Source organism: Shewanella woodyi ATCC 51908 (assembly GCF_000019525.1).
GTDB classification, from domain to species: Bacteria; Pseudomonadota; Gammaproteobacteria; order Enterobacterales; family Shewanellaceae; genus Shewanella; species Shewanella woodyi.
Genome location: NC_010506.1, coordinates 1,034,931 through 1,059,834, shown reverse-complemented (window position 1 = coordinate 1,059,834; position 24,904 = coordinate 1,034,931). Strand labels below are relative to the sequence as shown.

The window sequence follows — 24,904 nt, the reverse complement described above, 5'->3', positions numbered from 1 at the left end:
CCGTATTAGCAACGTATTTTTAGATAAAGGGGAGAATAAGTAGCCCCTGAATAGCCACTTCGGACTATTCAGGAGTTCGAGCTTTTGATTAAGCAGGCGCTAACAAGCCAATCAAACTCAGCCTATCGATACGATAAGCATGGCTATATTTGCTGACGGCTCTGCATCTACTAGCAAGGATACCCATCGGCAGTCTCAAACTCTTTCACAACGTATTTAATGAAAGAGAGAGGCCAAAATCGAGCCAATTGATACCGGGAAGGTCTTGTCAGTAGTGGGTCTCACCGAGACCCTAAACAGAACAGCATTCTAAAACCATCTACGGGAACTAACTACTATAGACCACAAAAATAGATGTGCATAACTTTGTGGGTAAAAATGTATAAATATTTGTAAATTTAAGTCTAAAGTTTACGATTTATTCATCAAGCCCATATCAGTTCAGACAATGACAGCACTGTCAGATCTGACCAGTTATCCACATTTTCATCTTGTCGTCATACAGGTAAACCTAGATATCAAAGTGGAGACCACACTCACGTTTCAGACCATTGAAACGAGTATCCTCTTCACTCATTCCTAACTCTAACGGCTTGCTCGAATGCGTATCACCAACAGAAACATAACCTTGATCCCATAGTGGGTGGTAGGGAAGATCGTGCTCTGTCAGGTACTCATGAACCTCTTTATTACTCCACTCCAAAATGGGCAAAATCTTAAATCGTGTACCGTGGATAGCTAAGATAGGCAGTGCCTCACGAGTGCTCGATTGTGAGCGACGCAAACCTGCAAACCAAGTGCCGACTTCATTATCCGTCAGTGCCCGCTGCATAGGCTCAACCTTATTCATACGGTTATATTGATCTAATCCATCTAAGCCTTTTTCCCACAACTGGCCAAATCTGGCTTCCTGCCACGCAGGTGTATACTTAGACGAGTAGATCTTAAGGTTCAGGCTAAGACGCTCTGTTAACTCATCAATAAAGCGGTATGTTTCAGGAAAAAGATAACCAGTATCGGTTAATATCACAGGAATATCCGCTTTTTGGCTGCTCACCAGATGCAACATTACCGCGCCCTGAATACCGAAGCTTGAGGAAAGCGCATGGTTTCCCGGCAGATATTGAAGCGCCCAAGCGATACGCTGAGCTGGAGTAAGCTCAGCCAAAAACTGATTGATCCGCTCAAGCTCGCCTTTTTGCTCCACTTCAGGAGCACTGAGGAGGGCTAATATCTCATCACTTGAAACGATGGAATCAATACTGCTTGATTCAGGCATGATTGTGCTGCTCATGGAAATCCTTAGCGGCATCGATTACCGCACTCACTGCACCAATGCGTACCGTGAAGTTACCAAAAGTCTCACCCTCTTCTCGCTCAGCCACATAGCGGGCAAACAAGCTATCAAGTTCAGATAAAATTTCAGCTTCTTGAATATTTTCACGGTATAACTTGTTTAAACGTGTTCCTTCAAAGCTTGCACCTAGGTACAAGTTGTAACGACCTGGCGCCTTACCCACTAAGCCAATCTCGGCAGCAAAAGGACGCGCACAACCATTTGGACAACCTGTCATACGAATCACAATTCCTTGGTCAAGGAAGCCATGCTTCTCCTGCAGAGACTCAACCTTACTGAGGAAGTCTGGGAAATAACGCTCGGCTTCAGCCATAGCAAGGGCGCAGGTTGGTAGGGCAACACAAGCGATAGAGCGACCACGGGTTTCAGTTATCAACTTCCCCATCAACCCATGACTTCTCGCCAAGGCTTCGATCTCTGCTTTATCCTCCTCTGCCACACTGGCGATGATAAAGTTTTGATTCGAGGTCATACGGAAATCGCCTTTATGGATTTTAGCAATCTCCCTTAATCCAGTTTGCAGCGGTTGACCTGGCAGATCTTTAATTCGACCGCCCTCAATAAACAGGGTCAGGTGCCACTTATTGTCCACCCCTTTTATCCAGCCATAGCGATCGCCGCGATCACCGATCACCACATCACGCTTAGGCTCAAACTTCACCCCAGCGCGTTTCTCAACTTCTGCTTTAAATGCTTCATAACCATATTTAACTATGGTGTATTTAAGCCTTGAAAGTTTACGATTAGAGCGGTTACCCCAGTCACGCTGCACCTTCAAAACAGCCTCGGCAAATTTCAGCGTATCTTCAGCCTTAATAAAGCCAAAATCATCGGCTAGACGGGGAAAAGTTTGTACTTCACCGTGGGTCGAGCCCATACCACCACCGGCAACTAAGTTAAAACCAACCAACTCACCCTCTTCGGCAACGGCAACAAAACCTAAGTCATTGGTGTAAACGTCAACATCGTTATCTGGCGGCACGGCAACGGCCATCTTAAATTTACGCGGCAGATAGGTTTTACCATATACAGGCTCAACATCATCCCCTTCACTGGTCGCAACCTTATCATCACCTAACCAGATCTCCGCATAGGCTTTAGTGCGAGGAAGGTACTGATCAGATAGCTGTTTCGCCCAGTAATATGCTTGCTCATGGAGACGCGACTCAACAGGATTTGGATTACACATTACATTACGGTTAACGTCACCACAGGCAGCGATAGAATCAAGCGCCTTACTATCGAGCCCCTGTATCAGCGTTCTCAAATTACGCTTAGAGATCCCGTGATATTGAAATGTCTGGCGTGTAGTTAAACGAATACTGTTTGAGCTGGTCAATGTTGATGAGATCTCATCAACACCCAGCCACTGCTCAGGGCTACAAACACCGCCAGCAACACGTGCACGCAACATGAAGCTGTAGAGAGGCTCAAGCTTCTGCTCTTTACGCTCATTACGCAGATCACGATCGTCTTGTTGATAGAAACCATGAAACTTAATCAGTTGCTGGTCTCCTTCGCTAAACGAGCCAGTTACCGCGGTATCTAGCCCCTCTTGAATCGTTCCACGCAGAAAATCACTGTCTGTTTTCAGGTGTTCATTTACAGATAACGCTTCTTCTTTCTCTACACTCTTACCATCTGACATAGCCGCAGCCTCACTCAATTCTTTACTGTGCAGCGCATCATGGCGCTGCATCTTTATCAATTTTTACTAAAACCTAACCATCTAATTAGTCTTAGTAGACATCTTTCTGGTAGCGCTTATCGCTGCGTAACTGCTCTAAAAAGGCCTCTGCCTCTTCGGCTGTTTTACCGCCAAATTTAACCACCACATCCAGCAATGCTTGATGAACATCTTTAGCCATACGCTCTGCGTCACCACAGATATAGAGATGAGCACCAGCCTCTAGCCACTTCCACACCTCTTCGCCCTGCTCGGCAATGCGATCTTGAACGTAGATCTTATGAGCTTGGTCGCGGGAGAAAGCCAGATCGATACGGGTTAACGAACCATCTTTTAGATACTGCTGCCACTCAGTTTGATAGAGGAAGTCTTGCTCAAAATGTGGGTTACCGAAAAACAACCAGCTGTCACTTTCAACTCCTTGAGCTGCCCTCTCCTGCATAAAGGCACGAAATGGTGCCACGCCCGTTCCAGGTCCCACCATGATCACAGGGGTATCTGGGTTTTCAGGCAATCTAAAGTGGCTGTTAGGCTCAACATAAACCTTAACTTCCGCCCCCTCTTCAGCTTGTGCCAAAAATTGGGATGCACCACCAAATCGAGTTCCGCCATCGCGCTCATCTTCAACAAGAGCAACGGTAAGGTGAACTTCTGACTCAACCTCTGACTGACTCGATGCAATGGAGTACAGACGTGGAGTAATAGGGCGCAGTAACTCAATTAACTGCACAGGAGTAACCGTTACCTGATATTTTGTCGCTAAGTCGATAAGCTGATGATTAAGCACAAACTGACGTGTCAGCTCCCTATCTTCAACAAGCTTAAGCAAGATCTCATCGCCACTTAACTCCGCCCAGCCCTTCACAAGTCCAGGGTAAAGTTGCGTCAGCTCCTTCTTCTCAATTAGCGCCTGCTTCAGTGACAAACTCTCTTTTGCAACCGTCACCTCAGTAGCACCATCAAGGGATAACTGAGTTAAGATCTCCTCAACCAACACCTCACTGTTACTAAACCAAACGCCTAAGGCATCACCGGCTTGGTAACTAAGTTCAGACTCGCCCAAATCAATCTCAACATGGCGCACATCACGATCAGAGTCGCGACCTGTTAGCTTCTGGCTAACAAGCAACTCTGCAGCAAAAGGGTTTTGCTTAGTAAACTGGCTCTCACCTGTATTTGTCGATGAGCCGATGGAAACAACACTGGCACTTGAGGTTTGAATCAATGGTTTAATCGACTCAAGAAGATCTGACTGCCACTGCTGCGCAGCTTCTTCATAATCAACATCACACTCAACAAGTGGTTGAATCGCTTTAGCGCCAAGAGCAGTTAATCTCTCATCAAAATCTTTACCTGTTTGGCAGAAAAATTCATAACTTGAATCCCCTAATGCCAACACTGAATAGTGCAAATTATCTAGCTTGGGCGCTCGCTTAGACGCTAGGAATTTATGTAACTCTAACGCATCATCGGGCGCTTCACCTTCACCGTGGGTACTGACAACCGCTAGCAGTAGGGTCTCCTGCTTAAGCTGACGAACCTTGTAATCCCCCATAGAGGCAAGGTTAACCGCGTAACCCTGGGCCTTGGCTTTAGCCGCTAACTCACTAGCTACGCCTCTACCGTTCCCGGTTTGACTGCCATACAAAATGGTGACAGTTTGTGCTGGCTCAGCTTCAACATTCGCCTGACTGGTACCTTGCTCTGCCGTTGCAGATAGGTAACCACTCACCCAAGCCAGTTGAACGGCACTCAGCTCAGAAGTGAGCTGCTTTAACTTTTCTACCTGCCCCTGAGACAGAGGAGATGCGAACGATGAAAGCTCTTTTAACAACATGGGAACAGCCCTATATCAGTGTAATGTCAGTTAGCTTAGCCCCTATAAGGAAAAGCAAAAAAGAATAAAATCTGATTTTTAATACCTTTTTGGAATATACAAGGTTGTCCCAACGTTTAAAAAGCAAACAGGGCCAATAGGTAATCGCACCAAATAAACAAAAAAAGGAAGAGCAGACCTCTACCAACTAACCGTTAAGCGGCATATAACATCACCAAAGAGACAGATTCAAAAGAGAGGCATGGATTGATGTAAACACTTGGAATCATTTAGGTTAACTACTTATCGTTAAGATGTTTATCTCCTGATAAATTTATTTTTAACTTAGTCGTTTCACTCTATAATGCTTTCAAGTTGACCTAACACAAAGAGATCTATGAATAACCCTATTGGCATCATAGCCGGCCTTGCTGCACTAACATTCACTCAGCTCTCTACAGCTTCACAAGTCCAAGATGGTGTTCATAGCGAGCCGCAACATGAGGTCATCTATGAAACTCAATATCAAGCTGATATTTGGGGTCTAGGCATGGGGATGAGACGAGGTGATATTCCTTTTGCAACAGAGGATGACGAGGTCTACGACATACTACCTATGCTCAAGTACAGAAATGACTATCTCTTTATCGATGGTATGGAAGCTGGGCTCCATTTATGGAAAAACGAGCAACATCAGGTCAATGCCTATACCCGTTTCAGGTTTGTCGACATCCCTAAAGAGTTACAAAATGAAAGCCAATCACAGGCTTTCGACTTTGGCCTGCAGTATCGCTTCCAACAAGGTCCTTGGGAGGCTGACGCCGCTTTCTTATCTGATTCAAACAAGCGCAGCTACGGCTATACCCGTACTCAATACCACTGGGAGAAAGGCGGCTTATACCTCAATCCCTATGCTGAATTTCATTGGAAAAGTGCCGACTTCAATGAGTACTATTATGGTTTAGATCAATATGAAGTTGGTGCTGGCGTTGAGTTTAATGCTGGCATTAAAGCGCGCTATCATCTCGTCAGTAATCTCTATCTATTAGGGCAGTTTGGTGTGGGGCGACTGGAAGACGAGGTCGCTCATCTACCCAGCATGGACACCCAATACCAGTATGAGTCCTATTTTGGCTTTGCTTTCTACCCAGATGCAAAGAGCAGAGAGTCGATGGCAGTCAGATCAAGCTCACCAGAGACTGATGATGACAGTGAATTTCTTCGCTTGGCACACGGCTGGGCAACCCCCTCAAACCTCAACGAGATCATGACAGGAAGTGCCAGAACCGATCCCTATAATAATCAGCTCACCTCACTCTTTTACGGTACCCGTTTAACCGACACCCTATTTACCTTGCCTATCGAGCTCTATTTTACTCCAGGCGCAGTATGGCACCACGATTCAGAGGTACAGGGCGATCTTGCAGAGGCTGTCATTGCGATAAAAGCCTTCTACACCTTTGAGTTTGGTCCAAAGTGGCGCTTAGGCGTTGCGGAGGGGCTATCTTATATCAGCTCGGTGAGCCATATCGAAGGGACTGAACTAGAAGAGAAAGGCTATAAACCCTCTAAGTTACTTAACTATTTAGACTTCTCTCTAGACGTCAATCTCGGGGATATCTTCAATCGCCATGATATGCGTAACCTCTGGCTTGGGTACAGCATTCACCATAGATCTGGGATCTATGAGAAAAGCTCAGCCTTTGGCAGAATAGGCGGTGGCAGTAATTATCAAAGCGTCTATCTCCAGTGGCATTTTTAGCCATGCCAAGCACCATAAAATAAGCAATAAAAAGGCTGCAACTGCAGCCTTTTTTAAATACGTTTACAGTACAAGCGTAAAAATTAACGTGCTACCTTCACCTCAGGCTCATTCAGCATGGCAAGGATAGGGTTAGACTCCATCACCCGATCTTTTAATGCCGCGCCGATAATTAAACCAGCAACAAAGCCACCAATATGAGCCCAGTAAGCCACCCCTTGACCCGCCATCAATAAGCCAAAAATATTGAAACCTAGCCAGATAGCAAAAAACGCCATTGGGCTTAATTTCTTCTGATAGACCACAAACATAAAGGTCAAACTCGCATGGCGGAACCAAAGTAGGTACATACCAAACAGCCCTGCAATGGCACCACTGGCGCCGACCATATAGATGCCAGAACCCGGATCTGATGCTATCTGTGCTGCCGCTGCGGCAAAGCCACAAATAAGATAAACACCTAGAAACTTCACTCGCCCTAAAGCGTCTTCTAAGTTATCTCCAACAACATAGAGAAAGTACATATTGCCCACTAGGTGCATAAAGTCACCATGGAGGAACATATGGCTCACCAAAGTCCAAGGCTGATGCCCCGCTAATACCTCGTTTGATCGCATGGCAAAGTTTTCAAATACAGTATCGGTAGTCGACATGTCGAAACCGTATGCAAGAAAAATTAGAATATTCAACGCCAGCAAGAGATAAGTGACAACCGGGCGAGATTTAGGCTTTAAGTTAAACTCGACTGGCATCTGGGATAAAAACTGAAAGAACCAGGTTTTTGCGCTAATTTTTGCATCTAAATCAGCAAGCAGACTCTTCACTAAAGGAGACTGTACAACTTTGACTCTCTCATCTTCATCAATCCATAAGCCACTACAGCTATGGCAAACATCAACCTCAATTTGATAGCCCTGCATCAAGTGATAATGTTGCATCCCCACATCACAGTGGTGACAGTGACGTTTAGAATCCCCCAAATGCTCGCCTAGACTCTCCTCAACTCGCACACAGCTATCGCCATTATCCGCGCTCGAAAGTGCAGCATTAAGCTCGCCGTTCTCAAACCAAAGCCCACCGCAACTTTGGCAGCTATCTACCTCCTCACCGTGGAAGTCATAAACCTTCATATTGCTGCTGTTGCAGCCAGGACAGCTCATAATCATATTCAATTCCTTTTACTCGACTATGATGTCGTTACGTTTTAACTCGTTAGCAAGTTCTGTGTAATTAGCTTTTAACGCTGGCAATGTTTGAGTCGATACCTTCTCGGTTAACTCCTTCAATAAGCCACCACCGTATTGAGCTCCATACACTCGGGTCTCAATTTTATTCACTATATCTTCAGCTTGCATATAGAAACGTCGAGTTTCTGATAAAATCGCAGAAGGCGTCTCTAATGTGTATTGAGAGTAACGCATATTTTCCCAGACAAATGTCGCCATATTTGGGTGAAAGTTCTTTATTGTCGAAGTGGGTTTACCAACAATATTCTCCCTATATTCATTAAGCAGTTGAACGTTATCGCTGACCTCATCATAAAGCGCATGACGCAGATAATAGTTATTCTGCTTATTGGTTAATGTATCAAAAGTTATTGCCTGTGAAAGTCCCTCCTGCGCGGCAAGGAAAACCCCCGTCACAGTAGCAATAATCATAAAAACTTGGCTTATCCAAAAGCTCGACTTAATCAGCTCTTGATTATCCAATTGAGGGAAGCGTTTAACGGGTTCGCTACTTGCTTGGGGTTGAGACTGGATCTCCATATTTTGCATTACTCCTTTTTATGCTGGGCCTTAAAGTCAAGGTTATTCCATCTGTTGATGATATTTTATGCTGTGAGGATGATACCCGACCATAGATAATCTCGCCAGCGCCCAAGGGTAAAAAGAGGAGTAAACATATACTAAACAGAGGAGTATGTATGAGGAAAATAGAAAGGAATAGCTGGCATTATTTTTCGATAAGTATCAGTCGAACGGTTATTTATTAGGCGAACTCTTGCATGATAGATAAACATCTGCTTATATAGTGCAACAAAAGCAAGTTTTGCAAAATTATTTAGCAGGGGTTTAACGATGCAAGTTGCCGCTATTAATTCAACCGAAAGTTTCGATGACAGAAGGCTTGAACAGCCTAATATAGATCAACACTGGCACCGACTTTCTACGGCTCAAAGATTTGCATTCTACACGCTAGCAAAGCTAGGTTATCAGCTACTTTTTGTCAGGCAGTCTAGCCATGAAAAAACAGCGGTTGCTAGACAAGATGATAAGCTAGTAACAATCGATAGTGAGGGAGATATCAACTTTAACCCCACTTTAATACTCAGAGAGAATCGCTAAACGACTTTCTGTGTTCCCACGGTTTCGCGTTTTCAACTCATTGGCCTGTAATTGAGGCACTTTAATGTGTGTCGATTGCGACATAAGCATCACGGCACTTCTCCCGATTAATCCGGTAACTAACTTCTCCCCCTCTAGACCAAACATCTCATAAGCCCTCTCTCTAGCTAAATGGATCGCCCTAAACTGAATCACATCTTCACAGTGATCGCCACACAGACTGAAAAACAGTTTAAGTACCATGCGTCCTGTGGGGTGTTTTATCGACTCAATCCATGACTCTTCGAGTGTACCCAAGTTGCTAAAATCCAACTCCTCCAGAAAAAGTCTGCTAATTTGCGGATCTAAACGTATCAGGAAATTAGCCTTATGAGGGAAGTGATGACTTATCCCAGTGCGACTTATTCCGGTTGCTGTCGACAAGGTAGTGTAGGACATGGAGTCGTAGCCTAAAGACAGAAGCTGTTTAAGCGCCTCATCCATAATTAGATTGATCGTTTGCTCTGTTTCCGCTTTCGAACGCTTAGCCACCTTAACATCCCCCTACTCAATATCATTATTGCTTTAAATAGTCATCACCGATGCTATCAAACCAATTTAGGGATTTCTTTAGTAACTTCTCCGATCCATAGACTAATGAAAAAGTGTTCAGCTAAGGTTCAGTTTAAAACCGCTGAAGACTCATTTTGGAGGGTAACTTTTGGTTTTTCATCCACTCTCGGGCGGCATGCTCACCTAATAATGTAACCAGTGTCGGCTCCAGTAATTGGCCTAAAACAGGTTTACGCCAAAACATATAATCAGGTAAAAAGTGCATCACTTGGGTACTAAACGTACGATGAAATAGACTAGCGAACTCATCTAGACTGTCTTGACTCTCCTCTGAGAGTCTAGGCAGAGCATCTTGCATAAACTCATTGAAACTATCAAATTTAACCAGCTGCTCAACATCATAACGGTTAAAAACCTGAGCCATGATAGGCACGGTCCAGTGGCTAATATTCTCAACATTCTGCATCATATTTACATTTCGTCTATGATACTGCTGCCAAGCTAAACCTAGCCCCTTATCCTCTTTGGCAAGACGCCAGATGAGATAGCAATCTGCAATCCATTCATGTCGATAGGGAGAGAGCGCATCTATTGCCCCCGACTCCAGAAGTGCTATTGCCTCAAGATGACCGATTTCATGCAAAAGGGTCACCTTCAACTGCTGGGCTAACGTAAAAGAGTGGAGTGAGCCTGAAAGCTCGATAGAGAGTGAATAGGGTAACTGCTCCCGATCCAGTAAAATTACCCCTGCAGTGTCGGTATCTTGCAGGGGCAACACCATGGCGCCACGCACACCTAAAAGCGTGTTAACGTCGGCGGCAATGGCAGGCAGCTGCCTGCGAGCATTAGGGGATAACTCTTGCAAGCAGGGCTGGAGCAACTCAGTTTCACACAGGAGAACCTGCTTATCATTAACCTGAGTAAGGTAAAGGCCTGTAGTTAGCGCAAGCGCTGTCCAGATCACTGATTCGCCATGATATTTTCGATAATTTTAGTCGTCGAGATCCCATCTTCAAATCCCAGCACCATCACAGTACCGCCAGATGCAATCACCTCTTCACCGCCGGCGATCTCCTCAATCTTATAATCACCGCCCTTAACCAACATATCGGGAAGTAATCTAGAGATGATCCGCTGCGGGGTATCCTCAGTGAAAGGAACCACCCAATCCACCGAAGCCAATCCAGCTAACACAGACATGCGACGATCAACCTGATTCACAGGGCGACCATCACCCTTCAAACGCCTAACCGATTCATCATCATTCACAGCAACAATCAAGCGATCACCCAAGGCCTTAGCTTGCTTCAAGTAACTCACATGGCCTGCATGTAAAATATCGAAGCAGCCATTGGTCATCACCACACGCTCGCCTCGAAGCTTAGCTTGCTCTAATGCGTAAACGAGTTGATCTTCACTGACAGAGCCAAAGCCTGACTCGCCCTGATTCAAAGAGAGCGCCTCAATTAACTCAATACGGCTCACTGTTGATGTGCCTAGCTTGGCCACAACAATACCCGCAGCGGTATTGGCAATGGCACAAGCCTGAGGCAGCTCACTGCCAGCAGCCAAAGCTGTCGCTAAGGCCGAAATCACCGTATCACCGGCGCCTGTCACGTCATACACCTCACGGGCAACCGTTGGAATATGCAGCTCAGGTCCTTCAGAAGTGATCAGGGTCATCCCCTTTTCAGAGCGGGTGACCAAAATCGCTTCAATCTCAAAATTCGCTAGCAAGGTTTGCGCCTTAGCCACCAGATCCGCTTCTGAACTAACGGCGCCAACCACCCCTTCAAACTCGCTCATATTTGGGGTTAACAAAGAGGCGCCACGGTAGCGGGAAAAGTCACTTCCTTTAGGGTCTACAAGCACTTTGACCCCTTTAGATTTTGCAAGCTTGATAAACGCTTGGGGGTCAGTCACCGCACCTTTGGCGTAATCAGATAATACCACCACGCCAACATTGTCTAGCAGGGCTTCAGACTTTTGAAACAGAGAGACACTCTCCTCAACAGGGTAAGCCTCCTCAAAATCCAGACGAATGAGCTGCTGGTTTCTGGACATCACCCTAAGCTTAGTGATGGTAGGCTTATCTTCGACACAGTGCCATTTAGGCTCAACACCTAACGCCTGGATCCCTTGAGTTAGCGCCTCAGCGGTTTCATCTTTGCCGACAATACCAGCCAGACAAACTTGTCCACCTAACGTGGCCACGTTCAAGGCTACGTTTGCCGCACCACCGGGTCTGTCTTCGATCTGTTTGATCTGCACTACAGGTACAGGGGCTTCCGGTGAAATACGACCAGTTGGGCCCGTCCAGTAGCGATCTAACATGACATCACCGACGACTAAAACCTTAGCTTTTTCAAATGCTGGCAGAGAAACCTTCATAACGCTCATATCTGTTTTCAAAATTAATCACTGATTGTACCTAATTTTGTGCTTAATAGGAGCGAAGAACACCAGTAATTTTCCAGCTTTTTCCAGCCATTTATAACTAAATTGCGTTAGAATACCGCCTCAGGTTCATAATCTTTCGAGTTTATCGTGGTAGAAAAAGCGCAATTTTCAAATCATCTCTTTCATCCAAAATTTTGGCTACTCTGGCTTGGTGTCGGCTTAATGCGCTTAACCCAACTGCTGCCATTATCGGCTCAGATGAAAATCGGGGCAGGGCTTGGACGTTTAGCAAAAAAGCTGCTCGGCAGCCGTGTTCATACCGCCAAGCGTAATCTTGAGCTCTGCTTCCCCGATATGCCACAGGCAGAGCAGGAGGTATTGCTGAACAAAAACTTCGAGGAAACAGGTAAAGCTATCTTTGATACCATCAACGCTTGGTGGTGGTCAGATGACAAAATTCAGCGCCATATGACCATAAAAGGTCAAGAGCATGTTGAGCAAACACTCAAGGATGGCAATGGCGTGATCCTTTTCGCCGTACACTGTTTACCTTTAGAGATGGGCGCAAGAATTTTTGGGCAGTTCCAACCAGGAGTTGGAGTTTATCGCCCCCATAACAACCCAGTGATGGAGTACCTTCAGGTCAAAGGCCGTCTAAGGTCCAACAAGGCATTGGTGCCTAAGCGAGATATTCGCCAGATGGTTCGCTGCCTACGTAGCCCAGATGTTATCTGGTACACAGCCGATCAAGATTTTGGCCGCTCAAGTGCCACCTTTATCCCCTTTTTCGCCATGCCCGATGCTGCCACCATCACAGGCGCAACCACCTTGGCTCGTTTAGGCAAAGCCAAAGTGCTCCCCTTTAGCGTCGAGCGAAATACCGATGATAAGGGTTATACCATTGAGATCATGGCGCCACTGGATAGCTTCCCCACTAAAGATGAGGTGGAAGATGCTAAACGCGGTAATGGCATTATCGAGCAGATCATCAATAAAAACCGCGCCCAATATATGTGGTTGCACAGACGATTTAAGACACGGCCTAATGAGAGTGACCCATCGGTTTATTAACTGGTGAGTCGCCACAGTTTACTCTCTTTACCACTCAAGTTAGCCAGCCTTCGAATGAAGGCTGATGACATTTTCTTAATTTGAATTTTAACTTTTGGCTAGGTTTGGCGTTTGGAGGGTGGCTCTAAATCGAACCTTCATTGGTATCTATCGCCTCCAGCGAGCTATGTGCACTCTTTATTTTGAGAAAGTTCTGCGAGACGCCGCAAGCACAATCCCTGTGGGCTCTACCAAAACCAATAACTTCCCTGTTAAACAGCCAGTTCGATATCCCTATCTCTCGCTCGAAGAGTTTCACTCCGTGAAACCTCACCCTGTTTTGGAAGCTCGCAGCCGCATCTACACCTCTGATTTGAAACAAGAGTATCTCTTCGATTTGGCTTTCGCTCCTCTCCGTGGTCTCTGTGTACTCCGTGGTTAGAGCTTTTAGCTAAGTGTGTATTGGATAGGCTGTTGAAGGTCAATCATTCATGGGGATCTACGCTTACCAGCGACGTATGTGCACTCTTTATTTTGAGAAAGTTCTACGAGACGCCGCAAGCACCTCTGATTTGAAACAAAAGTATCTCTTCGATTTGGCTTTCGCTCCTCTCCGTGGTCTCTGTGTACTCCGTGGTTAGAGCTTTTAGCTAAGTGTGTATTGGATAGGCTGTTGAAGGTCAATCATTCATGGGGATCTACGCTTACCAGCGACGTATGTGCACTCTTTATTTTGAGAAAGTTCTACGAGACGCCGCAAGCGCCTCTGATTTGAAACAAGAGTACCTCTTCGATTTGGCTTTCGCTCCTCTCCGTGGTCTCTGTGTACTCCGTGGTTAAAAGCTTTTAGCTAAGTTTGTATTGGATAGGATATTGAAGGTCAATCATTCATGGGGATCTACGCTTACCAGCGACGTATGTGCACTCTTTATTTTGAGAAAGTTCTACGAGACGCCGCAAGCGCCTCTGATTTGAAACAAGAGTACCTCTTCGATTTGGCTTTCGCTCCTCTCCGTGGTCTCTGTGTACTCCGTGGTTAGAGCTTTTAGCTAAGTGTGTATTGAATAGGTTTTGAAGATCATACCTTCATGAGTATCTACGCTTCCCTTCGTACTATTTATGAACTCTTTGGTAAAAATTTGATTGACCTGTCTATAGCTTCATAGTTTAAAGTACTCATATTCAAATAATGCAGTGGGGTTAAACCGTGTATCGAATCACTGAACTTGCTATAGAAGTGGGCTTATCACGTACCGCCCTACTCTACTATGAGAAGCTGCAACTGATAAAAGGCCAAAGGCTAAGTAACGGATATAGGAGCTACAGTGACAAAGATCTCCAGCGTATTCGTTTAATTCAGAAACTGCAGGCGGGAGGCTTAACGCTTAAAGAGTGTAAGGCCTGTTTGGAAGCTAAAGTCGATCGCAAGCTTCTACAAAACCGCCTACAAACTCTGGATGAAGAGATTTCTCAAAAGCAGCAATCACGACAGCTTCTCGCCGCAATGCTGGGCGAAGGCGGGTTAAAAACATGGCATGAGAGCCTAGATACATTAGCGCCGGATGCACACTTAGATTGGTTAATGAAGCAAGGTTTCAGTGAAAAAGAAGCCCTGCGATTAAAATGGTTATCAAAAGATATGAATGAACACGATCAATATATGGCTGACTTTATGAAGGTCTTTGAATCACTTGAGCGTTGGGCGCCAGGTAGTGAAAGTGAAACGCTAAAAGCGATATCACTTCTACCCAAACAGCCAAAAACGATCCTTGAGATAGGTTGCGGTAAAGGGTTATCAACCAGATTACTAGCGAAAAATACCACGGCCTCTATTACAAGCGTTGATAACGAGCAGTCGGCACTTGAAAGCGTCAACGAACGCTTTAAAGCAGAAGGCTTGGGAGCTAGGCTGAAGACTGTTTGTGCCAGCATGACAGAACTGCCTTTTGATAATGGCAGTTTCGATCTGATGTGGGCCGAGGGCAGCGCTTACATCATGGGCGTGCCACAAGCACTGTCGCAGTGGAGGCCGCTACTGGCTAAAAATGGAATTTTGATGTTAAGCGATCTCGTTTGGTTATCAGATACACCAGATGACACAGCAGTTGAGTTTTGGAAAGGTGAATACCCAGATATCCAAACTGTGGCGACCCGTCTCAAACAGATAGAAGCGGCAGGTTATGAAGTACTGGAGCACTTTACACTCAGTCACCAAGCTTGGCAGAACTACTATGAACCATTGATATCACGCACCGAAGAGTTAAAGAGCGAGATGCAAGGCTCTCAAGCACTGCAAAATATCAGCAAAGAGATCGACATCTATCGTAACTACCTTGGCCAGTTCGGCTACCAGATGTTTATCTTAAGAAAATGTGATTAATTCTTGCCTTCAAATGAAGGTAAGTGACATTTTCTAATTTGGCTTATTAGGTCTGGGTCGGCTGTTAAAGGCAGCCTGTTAAAGGCAGCCCCTTCATAATTATTTAGAGTTAAAGACAAAAGGTTTCTCACCACAGAGGAACACGCAGAGGAGCTAAAAGAACTGCCGCAAAGAGAAGTAACCAGAGAGAAGAGCCAGCTAAAACCATTAAGCCTAAAATACTGTTGAACTAAGACGTTAGCTTTTGTTACATATAGAGATCCTTAACAAGGTTCTTCTGTGTTAAGTTTAATTTTTCTTTTCCCAGGATAGAGCCGTGAATAATCTACAAAAAATAGGGGGCATTGCCGCACTTTTTGAAGCCGCTATTTATATAGCAGCGTTTGTTTTTTTTGGAGCATTTTGGGATTACCCTAGCAGTGCGGGTGACGCACAAAAGTTTATTTTTCTAACGAATAATCAGCTGATTTTATCGATAGTTAATTTAACTATGTATGTCGTCTTCGGCCTTTTTTTAGCGATATTAGTTTTAGCGCTCCATCAACGAATGAAAACCAAAGCCCCAGCTTTATCACAACTGGCTTCTGTCTTCGGTATCATTTGGGTTGGGCTCGTCATAGCAAGTGGAATGATTGCAAATATAGGACTAGCAGCTGTAATCGATCTATCTACTAGCAACATAGAACAAGCAAAGACTCTTTTGGTCGTAGTCAACACTATCGTCGAAGGTTTAGGCGGAGGTAACGAGGTTGTCGGAGGCTTATGGGTCCTGTTATTGAGTATCGCTGGCTTAAAAATTAATGAGCTGCCTAAACTCTTACACTATTTAGGATTATTTATTGGCTCTGTTGGTATTCTTACTATCTATCCAGCTGAAATACTGACAGAAATATTTGGCTTAGGCCAAATCATATGGTTTTCTTGGTTAGGCGTGGCCATGTTAAAAACTCCTCAAAACTAACAGGAAAATAAACAAGGACAAGTATTTTCAAGATAGAAGCGATTCACCACGGCGATTATGGCAAAGCCATGTGCTAATGAGCGGGAGGCAGGAGCCGAACTGGCCGTTAAACAGGGACGTTGTTGGATCACAGAGGAACACGGAGGAACACAGAGAGGAACTAAAAGAGCAACAACAGAGAAGCAACCAGAGAGAAAAGCTAACTAAAGTCATTGAATTTGAAAAGAGCTCAAGTTCCCTTACAACACTTCCGACTGTGTGCTCGTTTTTTCTGATCGCCCCTGATATAGTGCTTATGAATCAATAGTTATTCCAAGTATACGTGCATGCGCACAATACAAATAGTTATACAAAAGGAGAATTAAGTTGAACATCAAGGATGAATTTTGTGCAGAAATTAGAGTTGCTATTGGGCAATGCTACGAACTAGGCTATCGACCTACAAGATTTGAAGAAATGATAGCGATTAGTCATCCGGTAGATGTCGCTAAGTCTTTCGTTATTTCTGGTGATTTTCAGTCAGGTTTTAAGCAACTTAAAAAACTAGGTAAGCTTCATCTAACTGTTGAAGGTATAATGGTAACCCCGAAATACGCCACATTATTCACGAAATCTGAGTTAGCAGCAGCTAAATGGCGATTAGATAATGTTTGATCTTTCGAATACCAAAAGACTATGGCGTAAATAGCTAGATTTAAGCCTTTGAAACTTCCGGCCTCCCCTCCAAAAGTGCTACCTGCACTAGCTGATTTTCAAAAGGCTATCTTTCCAATTCAATCATTAGCGAATTTGCTATGCCTCTTTTTCGCCCCCTTTTCAAGACAGAAGCGATTCACCACAGAGCACACAGAGGAACACGGAGAGAAACTAAGAGAACAACAGCAAAGAGAAGCAATCAGAGAGAAAATCTAGCTAAAACCATTAAGTTTAAGAGGAGTTCTGGTCCCCTCTACGACATTTTCGATTAGGTTTGCTCGTTTTTCCTGTTCCCGCCTGATAGAGTACTTATAAATCAATAGCTTTACCAAGAATCGGCTTAGATAATAAGTTTATTGAATATGCATATACATCTTCTAAGTATGCGTGCATACGCACTATAAAATGTTAAATGGATTTGAACAAATGCGATTTATAATTACTTTTTTGATATTTTTTTCTGGTCACTCTTTAAGCAATGAAGACCCCTTGGCCGATAATAAGGTTACTTGTGAGGAAATGGAGACCTCCCCTGAACTTGTTTTTAAATTAAATGATCTTGGCTCGGGAAGAGGGTCACCGAACGAAGTAGATTACTATTGCCCTAAAAGCTTAAACCAGTTAGGTTTTCTGCAGAAAGTCATAGCACAAGCGGGTAGTATCAGATCACCTAGCTGGTTACCTCAGTATTGCACTGGCACAATTATTTATGCTCAAAGGCGTTATTACCACTTTTCATTAGCAAAACTTGGTTATTTTCCACAAGGTTCTAGCTTTAAAAAGAATGGCAAAACCCACGGCATAGAATATTCTAAAGAATGGAGCTATCAAAGCTTATACAACAGAGAGATTTATACCGCCTATATCAAAGAAGTTGAGGCTGCAAAACCTAAATTAGAAGAGTGGTATATTAAAAATCACCATGTTACTCGTGATGTTGCTAAGAAATACACTGATATAGCCCTACAGAGTATTTCTAATTATGGTTTTGGGAGTTATTTTTATAATTGGACACCAGAACCTCTGATTCCCTTCACCGAAGAAGCTATTAAGGGCAATTTTACTAACTTTTTATCTTCAATATCGAGCTCTTCAGAACCGCAAAAACTCAACTCCCTTCGTCGCCTTTTAACTCATCAAGCCCCAACAAAAATTATTGAAAAGTTAGCTTCAACAATAGCGACTAAAACACCTTCAAAAAGGTCGGAATCTATTATTTCTAGCTCTATTAAAGAACCTTTAAATGTTAAAGCACTTTTAGATTCAGACTTCCCAATCGATCATCAAAATGAATTTGGGAAAACAGCTTTGTTCTATGCAATACAATTTAATCAACATGATTCAGTTAAGTTACTCTTAAGTTATGGGGCAAATGTAAATCACACTTACCAACAAGAAGAAAAAGAAGACAAATGGAGTTGTTCTGGAATAGAACAATGGGGGAGAACACCTTTAATGCATGCAGCTCAACACTCAGATATTGATATGCTAAATTTACTTATTAATAATCAGGCGGATATAAAGGCTAAAGATATTAAGGGGTCAACAGCCTTCGATTATGCAGAAAATAGTGATAAAAAAGAAAATGCTAGTTTTTTATTAAAAGAGGTTGGTGCATTATCCATTTAACAACAGACTATAGCGCCAATGACAAAGAGGTCATAGCTCATTAGCTAAATCGAAGAAATCAACACCCAGGTGTGAATGCGGCTGTGACCTTCCGTGACAAGGATGTCACGGCAGAGCCCACAGGGATTGTGCTTGCGGCGAGTCACAGAAGTGTTCACACATTCCGCGAGCCGCAGGCTATTGATTAAATAGTAGCAATGGTCTGAAGTAAACTAAACAGATTCCAACTCAGGCTTATAAAGTAAGGCTAATCTATACACTTCCTGAAGTCTTTACACCAAACCTGCTGCCAAGCAATTAACTGGATTGAAGCCATGGTTACCTACAAACCATCAAACACAAAAACCGCCCAATGAACCCAACTTAAAAAGATATTTGAAACTTGTTATCCGACAAGTTCTAAGAGCCTGTTTTCAAAAGGCTTATAATCCCTGCAATATTGGAGAAATTAAACTTCTCCATCATGGCTGTCGCCCCTTTAACAAAGGTCGATTTATGCTGGCGTACCACATGATATACCTGAAAACATAAGATCACGTCACTCTCAGACAAGCCATTATTTTTATGGGCTATCACAGCTAAATAACAGCGCAGCATAAAGCAATCGAGTACTAACAACCTAAAGGCTGACTGGGGCGCCTCACCTAAGGTGATGGGGAAGTATTCATGATAGATGTAGTAGAGAATATAACGCTTAAAGATATCACCATGCTCCTCCAGTGCGGGAGATGCAATGGTATTCCACGCGTGGTTAATCTTGTCGACATCAACGGTTCTATCATCATTTAACAGGGTACTGATGGCATCATTGACCGTTTTAAACCTAACACCGTCACGCCTTGGGTGTTCGTCGATAAACATGCCATGAATACTCGCAAACGCTTGAACTTGATGCTCATCGGCGTAAGCCAGAGTTTGATACTGCTCCTGCAACATCCCCTTTTCGGCCATCTGAATGAGCTGTTCAAGACGAACATCTATCTGCTCAGCACCCACTTCGTTGGCCCACACCTTATCGGCGGTATTAACTAAAAAGCCGATGGCGAGTAACGCCTCTTGCCAATTAAGCTTTTCATTGAGCAGCAGATCTATGCTGTTATCGTAGGTTTTCGCCACCCAAAGTGGGCTTGACTCTGACATGATATTAGCGCCGCTCTCTTTGCGCTCAAAGATAAAGGCATCTGGGCTGAAGAGGATTAATCTCGCCGCTTCCGGGCATGACAATGAGAGAGAGCGGTACTTATCGCCCTCTCTCACTAAACTGGTTCTAGGATAGGTTTTACAGGTTTCGCTGAGGGTTTGCTCCCCCGCCAAAGCGTGAATTTTACAGAGACGATTGCTATCTAAAAAGGGGCAGGCGCCTTGGGCGTCTGAGCGAATTATGGCCCACTGCTCATCACTTTTTTTAATCTTTTTCATGGCAGTTTTAGCCAAAGGCTTTAACTCACGATGAGCCATGGTCTTTTTATAGCTCTGCTTATCAATATAGATATTCCAACCGATACAGCAGCTGTCTTCGCAATCTGGACCTATACAGCTAAAATCACTAACATATTTAGGGGTAACAATTCCGCTATCCATCATTTTTCCAAAACGTGAGATATAGACATAAGATAGCAAGCTCAACACGTTATACCAATAAATATCAGTAAAGTGTTCTACTTAGGGACTGTTTTAATAGCTCTATTTAGCGAATAGGATTTATGTCGTGATCTCTGAGGGGAGCCGTATTCCCACTTTGGTCACCTCGCCCTGCTCCAGCTCACAGATGATCCAGTGCAGAGATTGCCACTCAAATTGATCCCCTAACACATGCTCGCCAACCAAGTGCTCATTGATGAGCTCACCCACTGACATCTTGGCCACTTTCTCATCCAGCTTGAGTCCATACATAGGTGCAAGGGCCGACAGCTCAATGTCAACACTCAGGAAGAAGTCACCAAAAAATCGAGGCAAGGCTTTTGTCACTGGCGGTTCACTAAATAGCGTGCCTAATGCATCGAGATCATCCTCATGACCGAGCACACAGAGTATATCTCCGGTGCTTAATATGGTGCTTCCTGATGGGTGCAGCATCTCATTACCACGATATAGCGCGGCAATATGGGTTCCTTTGGGCATATTGAGCTTTCTTAATGGCTCACCGACACACCATTTGTTTTCGCTGAGGTGATAAACAAACAGCTCCCACTCACTCTTAGGGTAGATCTCCAATCCAGCACGCGAGATCGGGCTAGGCACAGGAGGCAGGTCGACCTTTGCTAGTCTTGCCGCCCTGCCCAGCGAACAACCTTGAACCAGCAAAGAGACTAAAACCACAAAGAAGGCCACATTGAAATAGAGTTGGGCATTGGGTAAACCTGCCATCATAGGGAACACAGCCAGAATGATCGGCACCGCCCCACGTAAACCGACCCAAGAGATAAACCAGCGATCTTTTGCACTAAAGCTCTTAAAGGGCAGCAGACTTAGCCACACAGAGATAGGTCTAGCAAACAAGATCATACCAAAAGCCAAGGCCAATGCGGGGATCGCCACATTGGTTAACTCAGACGGTGTTAACAGCAAGCCCAGCACGAGGAACATGCCGATTTGGCTCAACCAGGTCATGCCATCGAGCACATTTAATATTGCATGACGACCACGGGTGGCTTTGTTTCCTAAAAGCAGCCCCACAAGGTAGACAGATAAGATCCCACTGCCGCCTAAATAGTTTGATGTGGCAAAGACAATCAAACCACCACTAAGGGCCAAAATAGGGTACAAGCCATCGGCTAGCTGAGTACGGTTAATCAGCTGCCATAACAGCCAACCTCCTCCCGCTCCCATCAGTGCGCCGATGCCGAACTGCTTGATAAAGCTCATAGCCATAAAGCTGACTGATAACCCGTCTCCCACGCTGGCCAATATGGCAATCAAGGTCACAGTGAGAAAGACCGCCATAGGATCGTTACTGCCTGACTCAATTTCAAGTGTCGCGCCAACACGTTCGTTTAAACGCTTACCTTTTAACAGGGAGAAAACCGCTGCGGCGTCAGTCGAACCAACAATAGCGCCAATGAGAAGACCTTGAAGCAGGTTCAAGTCGAACAGCCAAGCGGCCATTAAGCCAGTTAAGCCTGTTGTAATCGCCACCCCAAAGGTAGCAAGTGAGAGTGCGGGCCAAAGCGCCACACGAAAACTGGACACTCGGGTGCGCATACCGCCGTCGAGCAAGATAACCGCTAAGGCTAAATTACTGACCAGATAAGCGACTGAGTAATCATTGAAATGGATGCCACCGGGGCCATCTTCCCCCGCAAGAATACCTACACCAAGAAACACCAATAGAATAGGAATGCCGACTCGTGATGAAACTGCACTTAACAGTACACTCACCGCAACTAAGAATGCGCCGATCAAAAAGAGATGGTTAATTGTTTCTGCATTCATAATGAACTCCCTAAATCTGTTAATCCTCAGTGTCCAAAGCCGACAGGGTACTCCTAAAACGCTTTGTGATACCGCGAAGCATTATACATTAATCAGCCCTCCTTGAGTGGACAATTAGATTAAAATTAGTCAATCTTAACGAAAACACTAAAATACAAACACAAGACCAACAAATTAAAATAAATGTATTAATAATCAAATGGTAAATAAAACAACAAAGTCATTAATAGCTAAGGTTAATATAGAAAAACCTGACACTTAACTAAATTTTACTCAGGATTTAATGCAGTTTTATTACCAACCCCACATTTATACCCTTATCAGTCATATTGATATTCAAAGTGGTAGCTGTCATTTAGACACTAACTGTCATTTTTACAATAAAAATCATAGTCATAATGACACATTATAAATGCACACAAATAAAACAAAACACTTAAATTCAACAGCTTAATAAATGGCACAATAAATGTAATTACTCATTATCACCAAAATAGAGAACTGGGCTAAGAGGTAATATGAGTAAGCAAAAATTGACCGCAATAGCACTCATTGTTGTGCTAATTGCATCCTTCACTGTACTTTTGAGTATAGGAAGTGAGATATACCGTGAGAAACCTCCTATCCCCAATGCGTTTACAGGCACAAACGCAGAGGTTGTTTTTACCCAAGATGACATAGAGCAAGGTCAACTTGTTTGGCGCTCAATGGGAGGCCACCAACTCGGTTCTATCTGGGGTCATGGAGCCTATGTCGCCCCCGACTGGACCGCCGACTGGCTGCATAAGGAAGCACAGGCTTGGCTAGATATCACAGCAAATAACCGCTATCAGCAAAGCTTCTCATCGCTAAACAGTGAAACAAAGGCAGGCTTAGAGCAACTCCTCAGAGAGGATATGCGCCATAACAGTGTGGTTGAAACCAGCGATGGCTATACCTCAATTAGCTTATCTCAAACCCGTATCCAAGCGATAAAACAGGTATCTGCTCACTATTTGTCTCTTTTCGGCAGTGATCCTGAGCTCTCAAGTTTACGGGAACAGTATGCGATGAAAGAGGGAACGATTCCCGAATTAAAGCGCCGTGAGCAGCTTAATGCTTTTCTCTTTTGGGGAGCTTGGGCCGCAGTAACAGAGCGTCCAGATCAAAGCTATACCTACACCAACAACTGGCCTTATGATCCACAAATAGGCAACCTACCGACATCAGATAATATTGTCTGGTCTATTTTAAGCATTATCACCTTAATTGCTGGCATCGGAGCTCTTGTTTGGCATCACGCCAGTGGCAAGCATGAGCCTCTGCCAACTCCAGCAGAGCAAGATCCACTCTTTTTCAACAAACCAACCCCTTCACAAAAAGCGGTAGGGAAATACTTTGTCACCGCAATTGGGCTGTTTTTACTCCAGATTGTTTTAGGTGGGATCACAGCTCACTATGCCGTAGAGGGGCAAGAGTTTTACGGCTTCCCCTTAGCTGAGATCCTCCCCTACTCAGTCACACGAACTTGGCATACCCAGCTCGCAGTTTTCTGGATAGCCACGGCTTGGCTCGGCACTGGGCTCTATATCGCCCCAGCGCTCTCAGGTCATGAACCTAAATTTCAGCGTTTAGGGGTTAATATCCTCTGGGTAGCGCTTCTTGTTGTGGTACTAGGCTCAATGGCAGGTGAGTGGATAGGTGTTCAGCAGTATTTCAGTCTGGATATGAACTTCCTCTTCGGCCATCAAGGTTATGAGTATATTGACCTAGGCCGTGTCTGGCAGATCATGCTATTAGCTGGACTGCTTATCTGGCTGGCTCTTGTTACCGCCGCTATACGACCCGCCCTAAAAACAGAGGGGGAGATGCGCCCAGTGATCTGGGTACTCTACGCCTCATGTGTTGCCATCGGTCTCTTTTATGGAGCAGGCTTGTTTATGGGCAAACACACTAACTTAGCCATTGCCGAGTACTGGCGTTGGTGGGTGGTACATCTGTGGGTTGAGGGCTTCTTCGAGACCTTCGCCACCTCAGTTATCGCTTTGATGTTAGTCCGTCTCGGCCTTATCCGCACCCGCAGTGCTAATGCCGCCGTCCTGTTTGCGACAGTTATCTTCCTCACAGGCGGTTTAATTGGCACCCTGCATCACCTCTACTTTACCGGTACACCCACCTCTGTTATCGCTTGGGGCGCCATATTCTCAGCGCTAGAAGTGGTTCCACTGGCCATTATCGGTTTCGAAGCGGTGGAGAGTTATCGCCTTCGTAAAGCAGCGCCTTGGATGAGCCGCTACAAGTGGGCCATTATGTTCTTTGTGGCCACCGCGTTCTGGAATTTAGTTGGCGCAGGGATCTTAGGCTTCTTAATTAATCCCCCCATTGCCCTCTACTTTATCCAAGGGCTCAACACCACAGCCACTCATGCCCACGGTGCCTTTATGGGAGTCTATGGCATGTTGGGTATCGGATTGATGCTCTTCTGCTTAAGAGGCTTATCAGGCCAGATGCAGTGGAATGAGAAGCTGCTTAAAGGCGCGTTCTGGACACTGAATATTGGACTTGCAGCCATGATAGTGATGTCACTACTGCCGGTCGGCATAGTGCAGTTCTTCGCTGTACTGGAGCATGGATATTGGTTTGCTCGCTCCCCTGAAGTGATCCACAGCCCACTGGTTGAAACACTCGTCTGGATGCGTATGTTTGGTGACATTCTGTTTGGGATCGGCGGCATACTGCTCGGCTACTTCCTATTCGATATCATCAAGAAAGCATTAGGTAAGCGCAAGCTGGCTCAAAATCCCGAGGGGCTATCGGCCAACCTTTAACATCACTCGCTGCTTAAGGGACTAGACTCC

19 protein-coding genes are annotated in these 24,904 nt (G+C 44.8%); 9 read left to right on the top strand and 10 right to left on the bottom strand.

All coding sequences use genetic code 11. The features are described from left to right. Window positions 1-511: 511 nt before the first annotated feature. The 3 genes from SWOO_RS03985 to SWOO_RS03975 all read right to left on the bottom strand — a co-directional run bounded on the left by SWOO_RS03985 (window position 512) and on the right by SWOO_RS03975 (window position 4,881). On the bottom strand, window positions 512-1,294 hold the full coding sequence (locus tag SWOO_RS03985; protein ID WP_012323420.1) for a phosphoadenylyl-sulfate reductase: 783 nt from the start codon (window positions 1,292-1,294) through the stop codon (window positions 512-514). Beyond that, on the bottom strand, window positions 1,272-3,005 hold the full coding sequence (cysI, locus tag SWOO_RS03980) for an assimilatory sulfite reductase (NADPH) hemoprotein subunit (protein WP_041417944.1): 1,734 nt from the start codon (window positions 3,003-3,005) through the stop codon (window positions 1,272-1,274). Before cysI ends, SWOO_RS03985 begins: the two co-directional genes overlap by 23 nt. Before the next feature lie 91 nt (window positions 3,006-3,096). Further along, the gene (locus tag SWOO_RS03975; protein WP_012323418.1) at window positions 3,097-4,881 is read right to left on the bottom strand and encodes an assimilatory sulfite reductase (NADPH) flavoprotein subunit; all 1,785 of its coding nucleotides are present in this window, start codon (window positions 4,879-4,881) and stop codon (window positions 3,097-3,099) included. A 376-nt stretch (window positions 4,882-5,257) separates the two neighbouring features. Between SWOO_RS03975 and SWOO_RS03970 the strand changes: the two genes are divergently transcribed. Then, entirely contained in the window at window positions 5,258-6,622 is a 1,365-nt protein-coding gene (locus SWOO_RS03970; RefSeq protein WP_012323417.1) for a MipA/OmpV family protein, read from the top strand. A gap of 83 nt (window positions 6,623-6,705) precedes the next feature. On the opposite strand, the gene SWOO_RS03965 is transcribed toward SWOO_RS03970, so the two are convergent. Together SWOO_RS03965 and SWOO_RS03960 are read right to left on the bottom strand one after the other, a co-directional pair. Continuing rightward, entirely contained in the window at window positions 6,706-7,788 is a 1,083-nt protein-coding gene (locus tag SWOO_RS03965; protein ID WP_012323416.1) for a rhomboid family intramembrane serine protease, read from the bottom strand. 12 nt (window positions 7,789-7,800) lie between these two features. Further along, entirely contained in the window at window positions 7,801-8,388 is a 588-nt protein-coding gene (locus SWOO_RS03960) for a hypothetical protein (protein ID WP_012323415.1), read from the bottom strand. 312 nt (window positions 8,389-8,700) lie between these two features. On the opposite strand from SWOO_RS03960, the gene SWOO_RS03955 reads away from it, so the two are divergent. Beyond that, window positions 8,701-8,967 carry a hypothetical protein gene (locus SWOO_RS03955; RefSeq protein ID WP_012323414.1) on the top strand — a complete coding sequence of 89 codons (267 nt, stop codon included), beginning with the start codon at window positions 8,701-8,703 and terminating at the stop codon, window positions 8,965-8,967. On the opposite strand, the gene SWOO_RS03950 is transcribed toward SWOO_RS03955, so the two are convergent. The 3 genes from SWOO_RS03950 to hldE form a co-directional block, all read right to left on the bottom strand. Beyond that, a complete protein-coding gene (locus tag SWOO_RS03950; protein WP_012323413.1) occupies window positions 8,944-9,498 on the bottom strand; it encodes a TetR family transcriptional regulator in 555 nt (184 codons plus the stop codon). The genes SWOO_RS03955 and SWOO_RS03950 overlap by 24 nt on opposite strands. A 133-nt stretch (window positions 9,499-9,631) precedes the next feature. Beyond that, window positions 9,632-10,483: a hypothetical protein gene (locus SWOO_RS03945; RefSeq protein WP_012323412.1), complete on the bottom strand. Its 852-nt coding sequence runs from the start codon at window positions 10,481-10,483 to the stop codon at window positions 9,632-9,634. Continuing rightward, window positions 10,480-11,910: a bifunctional D-glycero-beta-D-manno-heptose-7-phosphate kinase/D-glycero-beta-D-manno-heptose 1-phosphate adenylyltransferase HldE gene (gene hldE, locus SWOO_RS03940; RefSeq protein ID WP_041417487.1), complete on the bottom strand. Its 1,431-nt coding sequence runs from the start codon at window positions 11,908-11,910 to the stop codon at window positions 10,480-10,482. The genes SWOO_RS03945 and hldE overlap by 4 nt, the downstream gene beginning before the upstream one ends. Window positions 11,911-12,066: 156 nt before the next feature. On the opposite strand from hldE, the gene SWOO_RS03935 reads away from it, so the two are divergent. From SWOO_RS03935 to SWOO_RS03905, 6 genes are all read left to right on the top strand, one after another. After that, on the top strand, window positions 12,067-12,990 hold the full coding sequence (locus SWOO_RS03935; RefSeq protein ID WP_012323410.1) for an LpxL/LpxP family Kdo(2)-lipid IV(A) lauroyl/palmitoleoyl acyltransferase: 924 nt from the start codon (window positions 12,067-12,069) through the stop codon (window positions 12,988-12,990). A 1,186-nt stretch (window positions 12,991-14,176) separates the two neighbouring features. Continuing rightward, window positions 14,177-15,349, top strand: coding sequence for a MerR family transcriptional regulator (locus tag SWOO_RS03925; protein WP_012323409.1), 1,173 nt, complete (start codon window positions 14,177-14,179; stop codon window positions 15,347-15,349). 316 nt (window positions 15,350-15,665) lie between these two features. After that, window positions 15,666-16,310 (top strand): DUF4386 family protein, encoded by a 645-nt coding sequence (locus tag SWOO_RS03920; protein WP_012323408.1) that lies wholly within the window; start codon window positions 15,666-15,668, stop codon window positions 16,308-16,310. 57 nt (window positions 16,311-16,367) lie between these two features. Further along, entirely contained in the window at window positions 16,368-16,517 is a 150-nt protein-coding gene (locus SWOO_RS25795) for a hypothetical protein (protein ID WP_195742854.1), read from the top strand. A 159-nt stretch (window positions 16,518-16,676) separates the two neighbouring features. After that, window positions 16,677-16,964 carry a hypothetical protein gene (locus tag SWOO_RS03910; RefSeq protein ID WP_012323407.1) on the top strand — a complete coding sequence of 96 codons (288 nt, stop codon included), beginning with the start codon at window positions 16,677-16,679 and terminating at the stop codon, window positions 16,962-16,964. Window positions 16,965-17,432: 468 nt separating this feature from the next. After that, entirely contained in the window at window positions 17,433-18,635 is a 1,203-nt protein-coding gene (locus SWOO_RS03905) for an ankyrin repeat domain-containing protein (protein ID WP_041417484.1), read from the top strand. Between the two features lie 399 nt (window positions 18,636-19,034). Here SWOO_RS03905 and fliB read toward each other — a convergent pair whose 3' ends face one another. Together fliB and SWOO_RS03895 are read right to left on the bottom strand one after the other, a co-directional pair. Beyond that, entirely contained in the window at window positions 19,035-20,219 is a 1,185-nt protein-coding gene (fliB, locus tag SWOO_RS03900; RefSeq protein ID WP_012323405.1) for a flagellin lysine-N-methylase, read from the bottom strand. Between the two features lie 117 nt (window positions 20,220-20,336). After that, entirely contained in the window at window positions 20,337-22,067 is a 1,731-nt protein-coding gene (locus tag SWOO_RS03895) for a potassium/proton antiporter (protein ID WP_012323404.1), read from the bottom strand. Between the two features lie 518 nt (window positions 22,068-22,585). On the opposite strand from SWOO_RS03895, the gene SWOO_RS03890 reads away from it, so the two are divergent. Further along, window positions 22,586-24,874 (top strand): nitric-oxide reductase large subunit, encoded by a 2,289-nt coding sequence (locus SWOO_RS03890; protein ID WP_012323403.1) that lies wholly within the window; start codon window positions 22,586-22,588, stop codon window positions 24,872-24,874. Window positions 24,875-24,904 lie beyond the last annotated feature (30 nt).

Bases quoted from the DNA above. Each gene is read 5' to 3' on its own strand.
- SWOO_RS03985 (WP_012323420.1), bottom strand. From the start codon at position 1,294: ATGAGCAGCACAATCATGCCTGAATCAAGCAGTATTGATTCCATCGTT.
- SWOO_RS03905 (WP_041417484.1), top strand. From the start codon at position 17,433: ATGCGATTTATAATTACTTTTTTGATATTTTTTTCTGGTCACTCTTTA.
- cysI (WP_041417944.1), bottom strand. From the start codon at position 3,005: ATGTCAGATGGTAAGAGTGTAGAGAAAGAAGAAGCGTTATCTGTAAAT.
- SWOO_RS03975 (WP_012323418.1), bottom strand. From the start codon at position 4,881: ATGTTGTTAAAAGAGCTTTCATCGTTCGCATCTCCTCTGTCTCAGGGG.
- SWOO_RS03970 (WP_012323417.1), top strand. From the start codon at position 5,258: ATGAATAACCCTATTGGCATCATAGCCGGCCTTGCTGCACTAACATTC.
- hldE (WP_041417487.1), bottom strand. From the start codon at position 11,910: ATGAAGGTTTCTCTGCCAGCATTTGAAAAAGCTAAGGTTTTAGTCGTC.
- SWOO_RS03960 (WP_012323415.1), bottom strand. From the start codon at position 8,388: ATGGAGATCCAGTCTCAACCCCAAGCAAGTAGCGAACCCGTTAAACGC.
- SWOO_RS03890 (WP_012323403.1), top strand. From the start codon at position 22,586: ATGAGTAAGCAAAAATTGACCGCAATAGCACTCATTGTTGTGCTAATT.
- SWOO_RS03965 (WP_012323416.1), bottom strand. From the start codon at position 7,788: ATGATTATGAGCTGTCCTGGCTGCAACAGCAGCAATATGAAGGTTTAT.
- SWOO_RS03955 (WP_012323414.1), top strand. From the start codon at position 8,701: ATGCAAGTTGCCGCTATTAATTCAACCGAAAGTTTCGATGACAGAAGG.
- fliB (WP_012323405.1), bottom strand. From the start codon at position 20,219: ATGATGGATAGCGGAATTGTTACCCCTAAATATGTTAGTGATTTTAGC.
- SWOO_RS03895 (WP_012323404.1), bottom strand. From the start codon at position 22,067: ATGAATGCAGAAACAATTAACCATCTCTTTTTGATCGGCGCATTCTTA.
- SWOO_RS25795 (WP_195742854.1), top strand. From the start codon at position 16,368: ATGGCAAAGCCATGTGCTAATGAGCGGGAGGCAGGAGCCGAACTGGCC.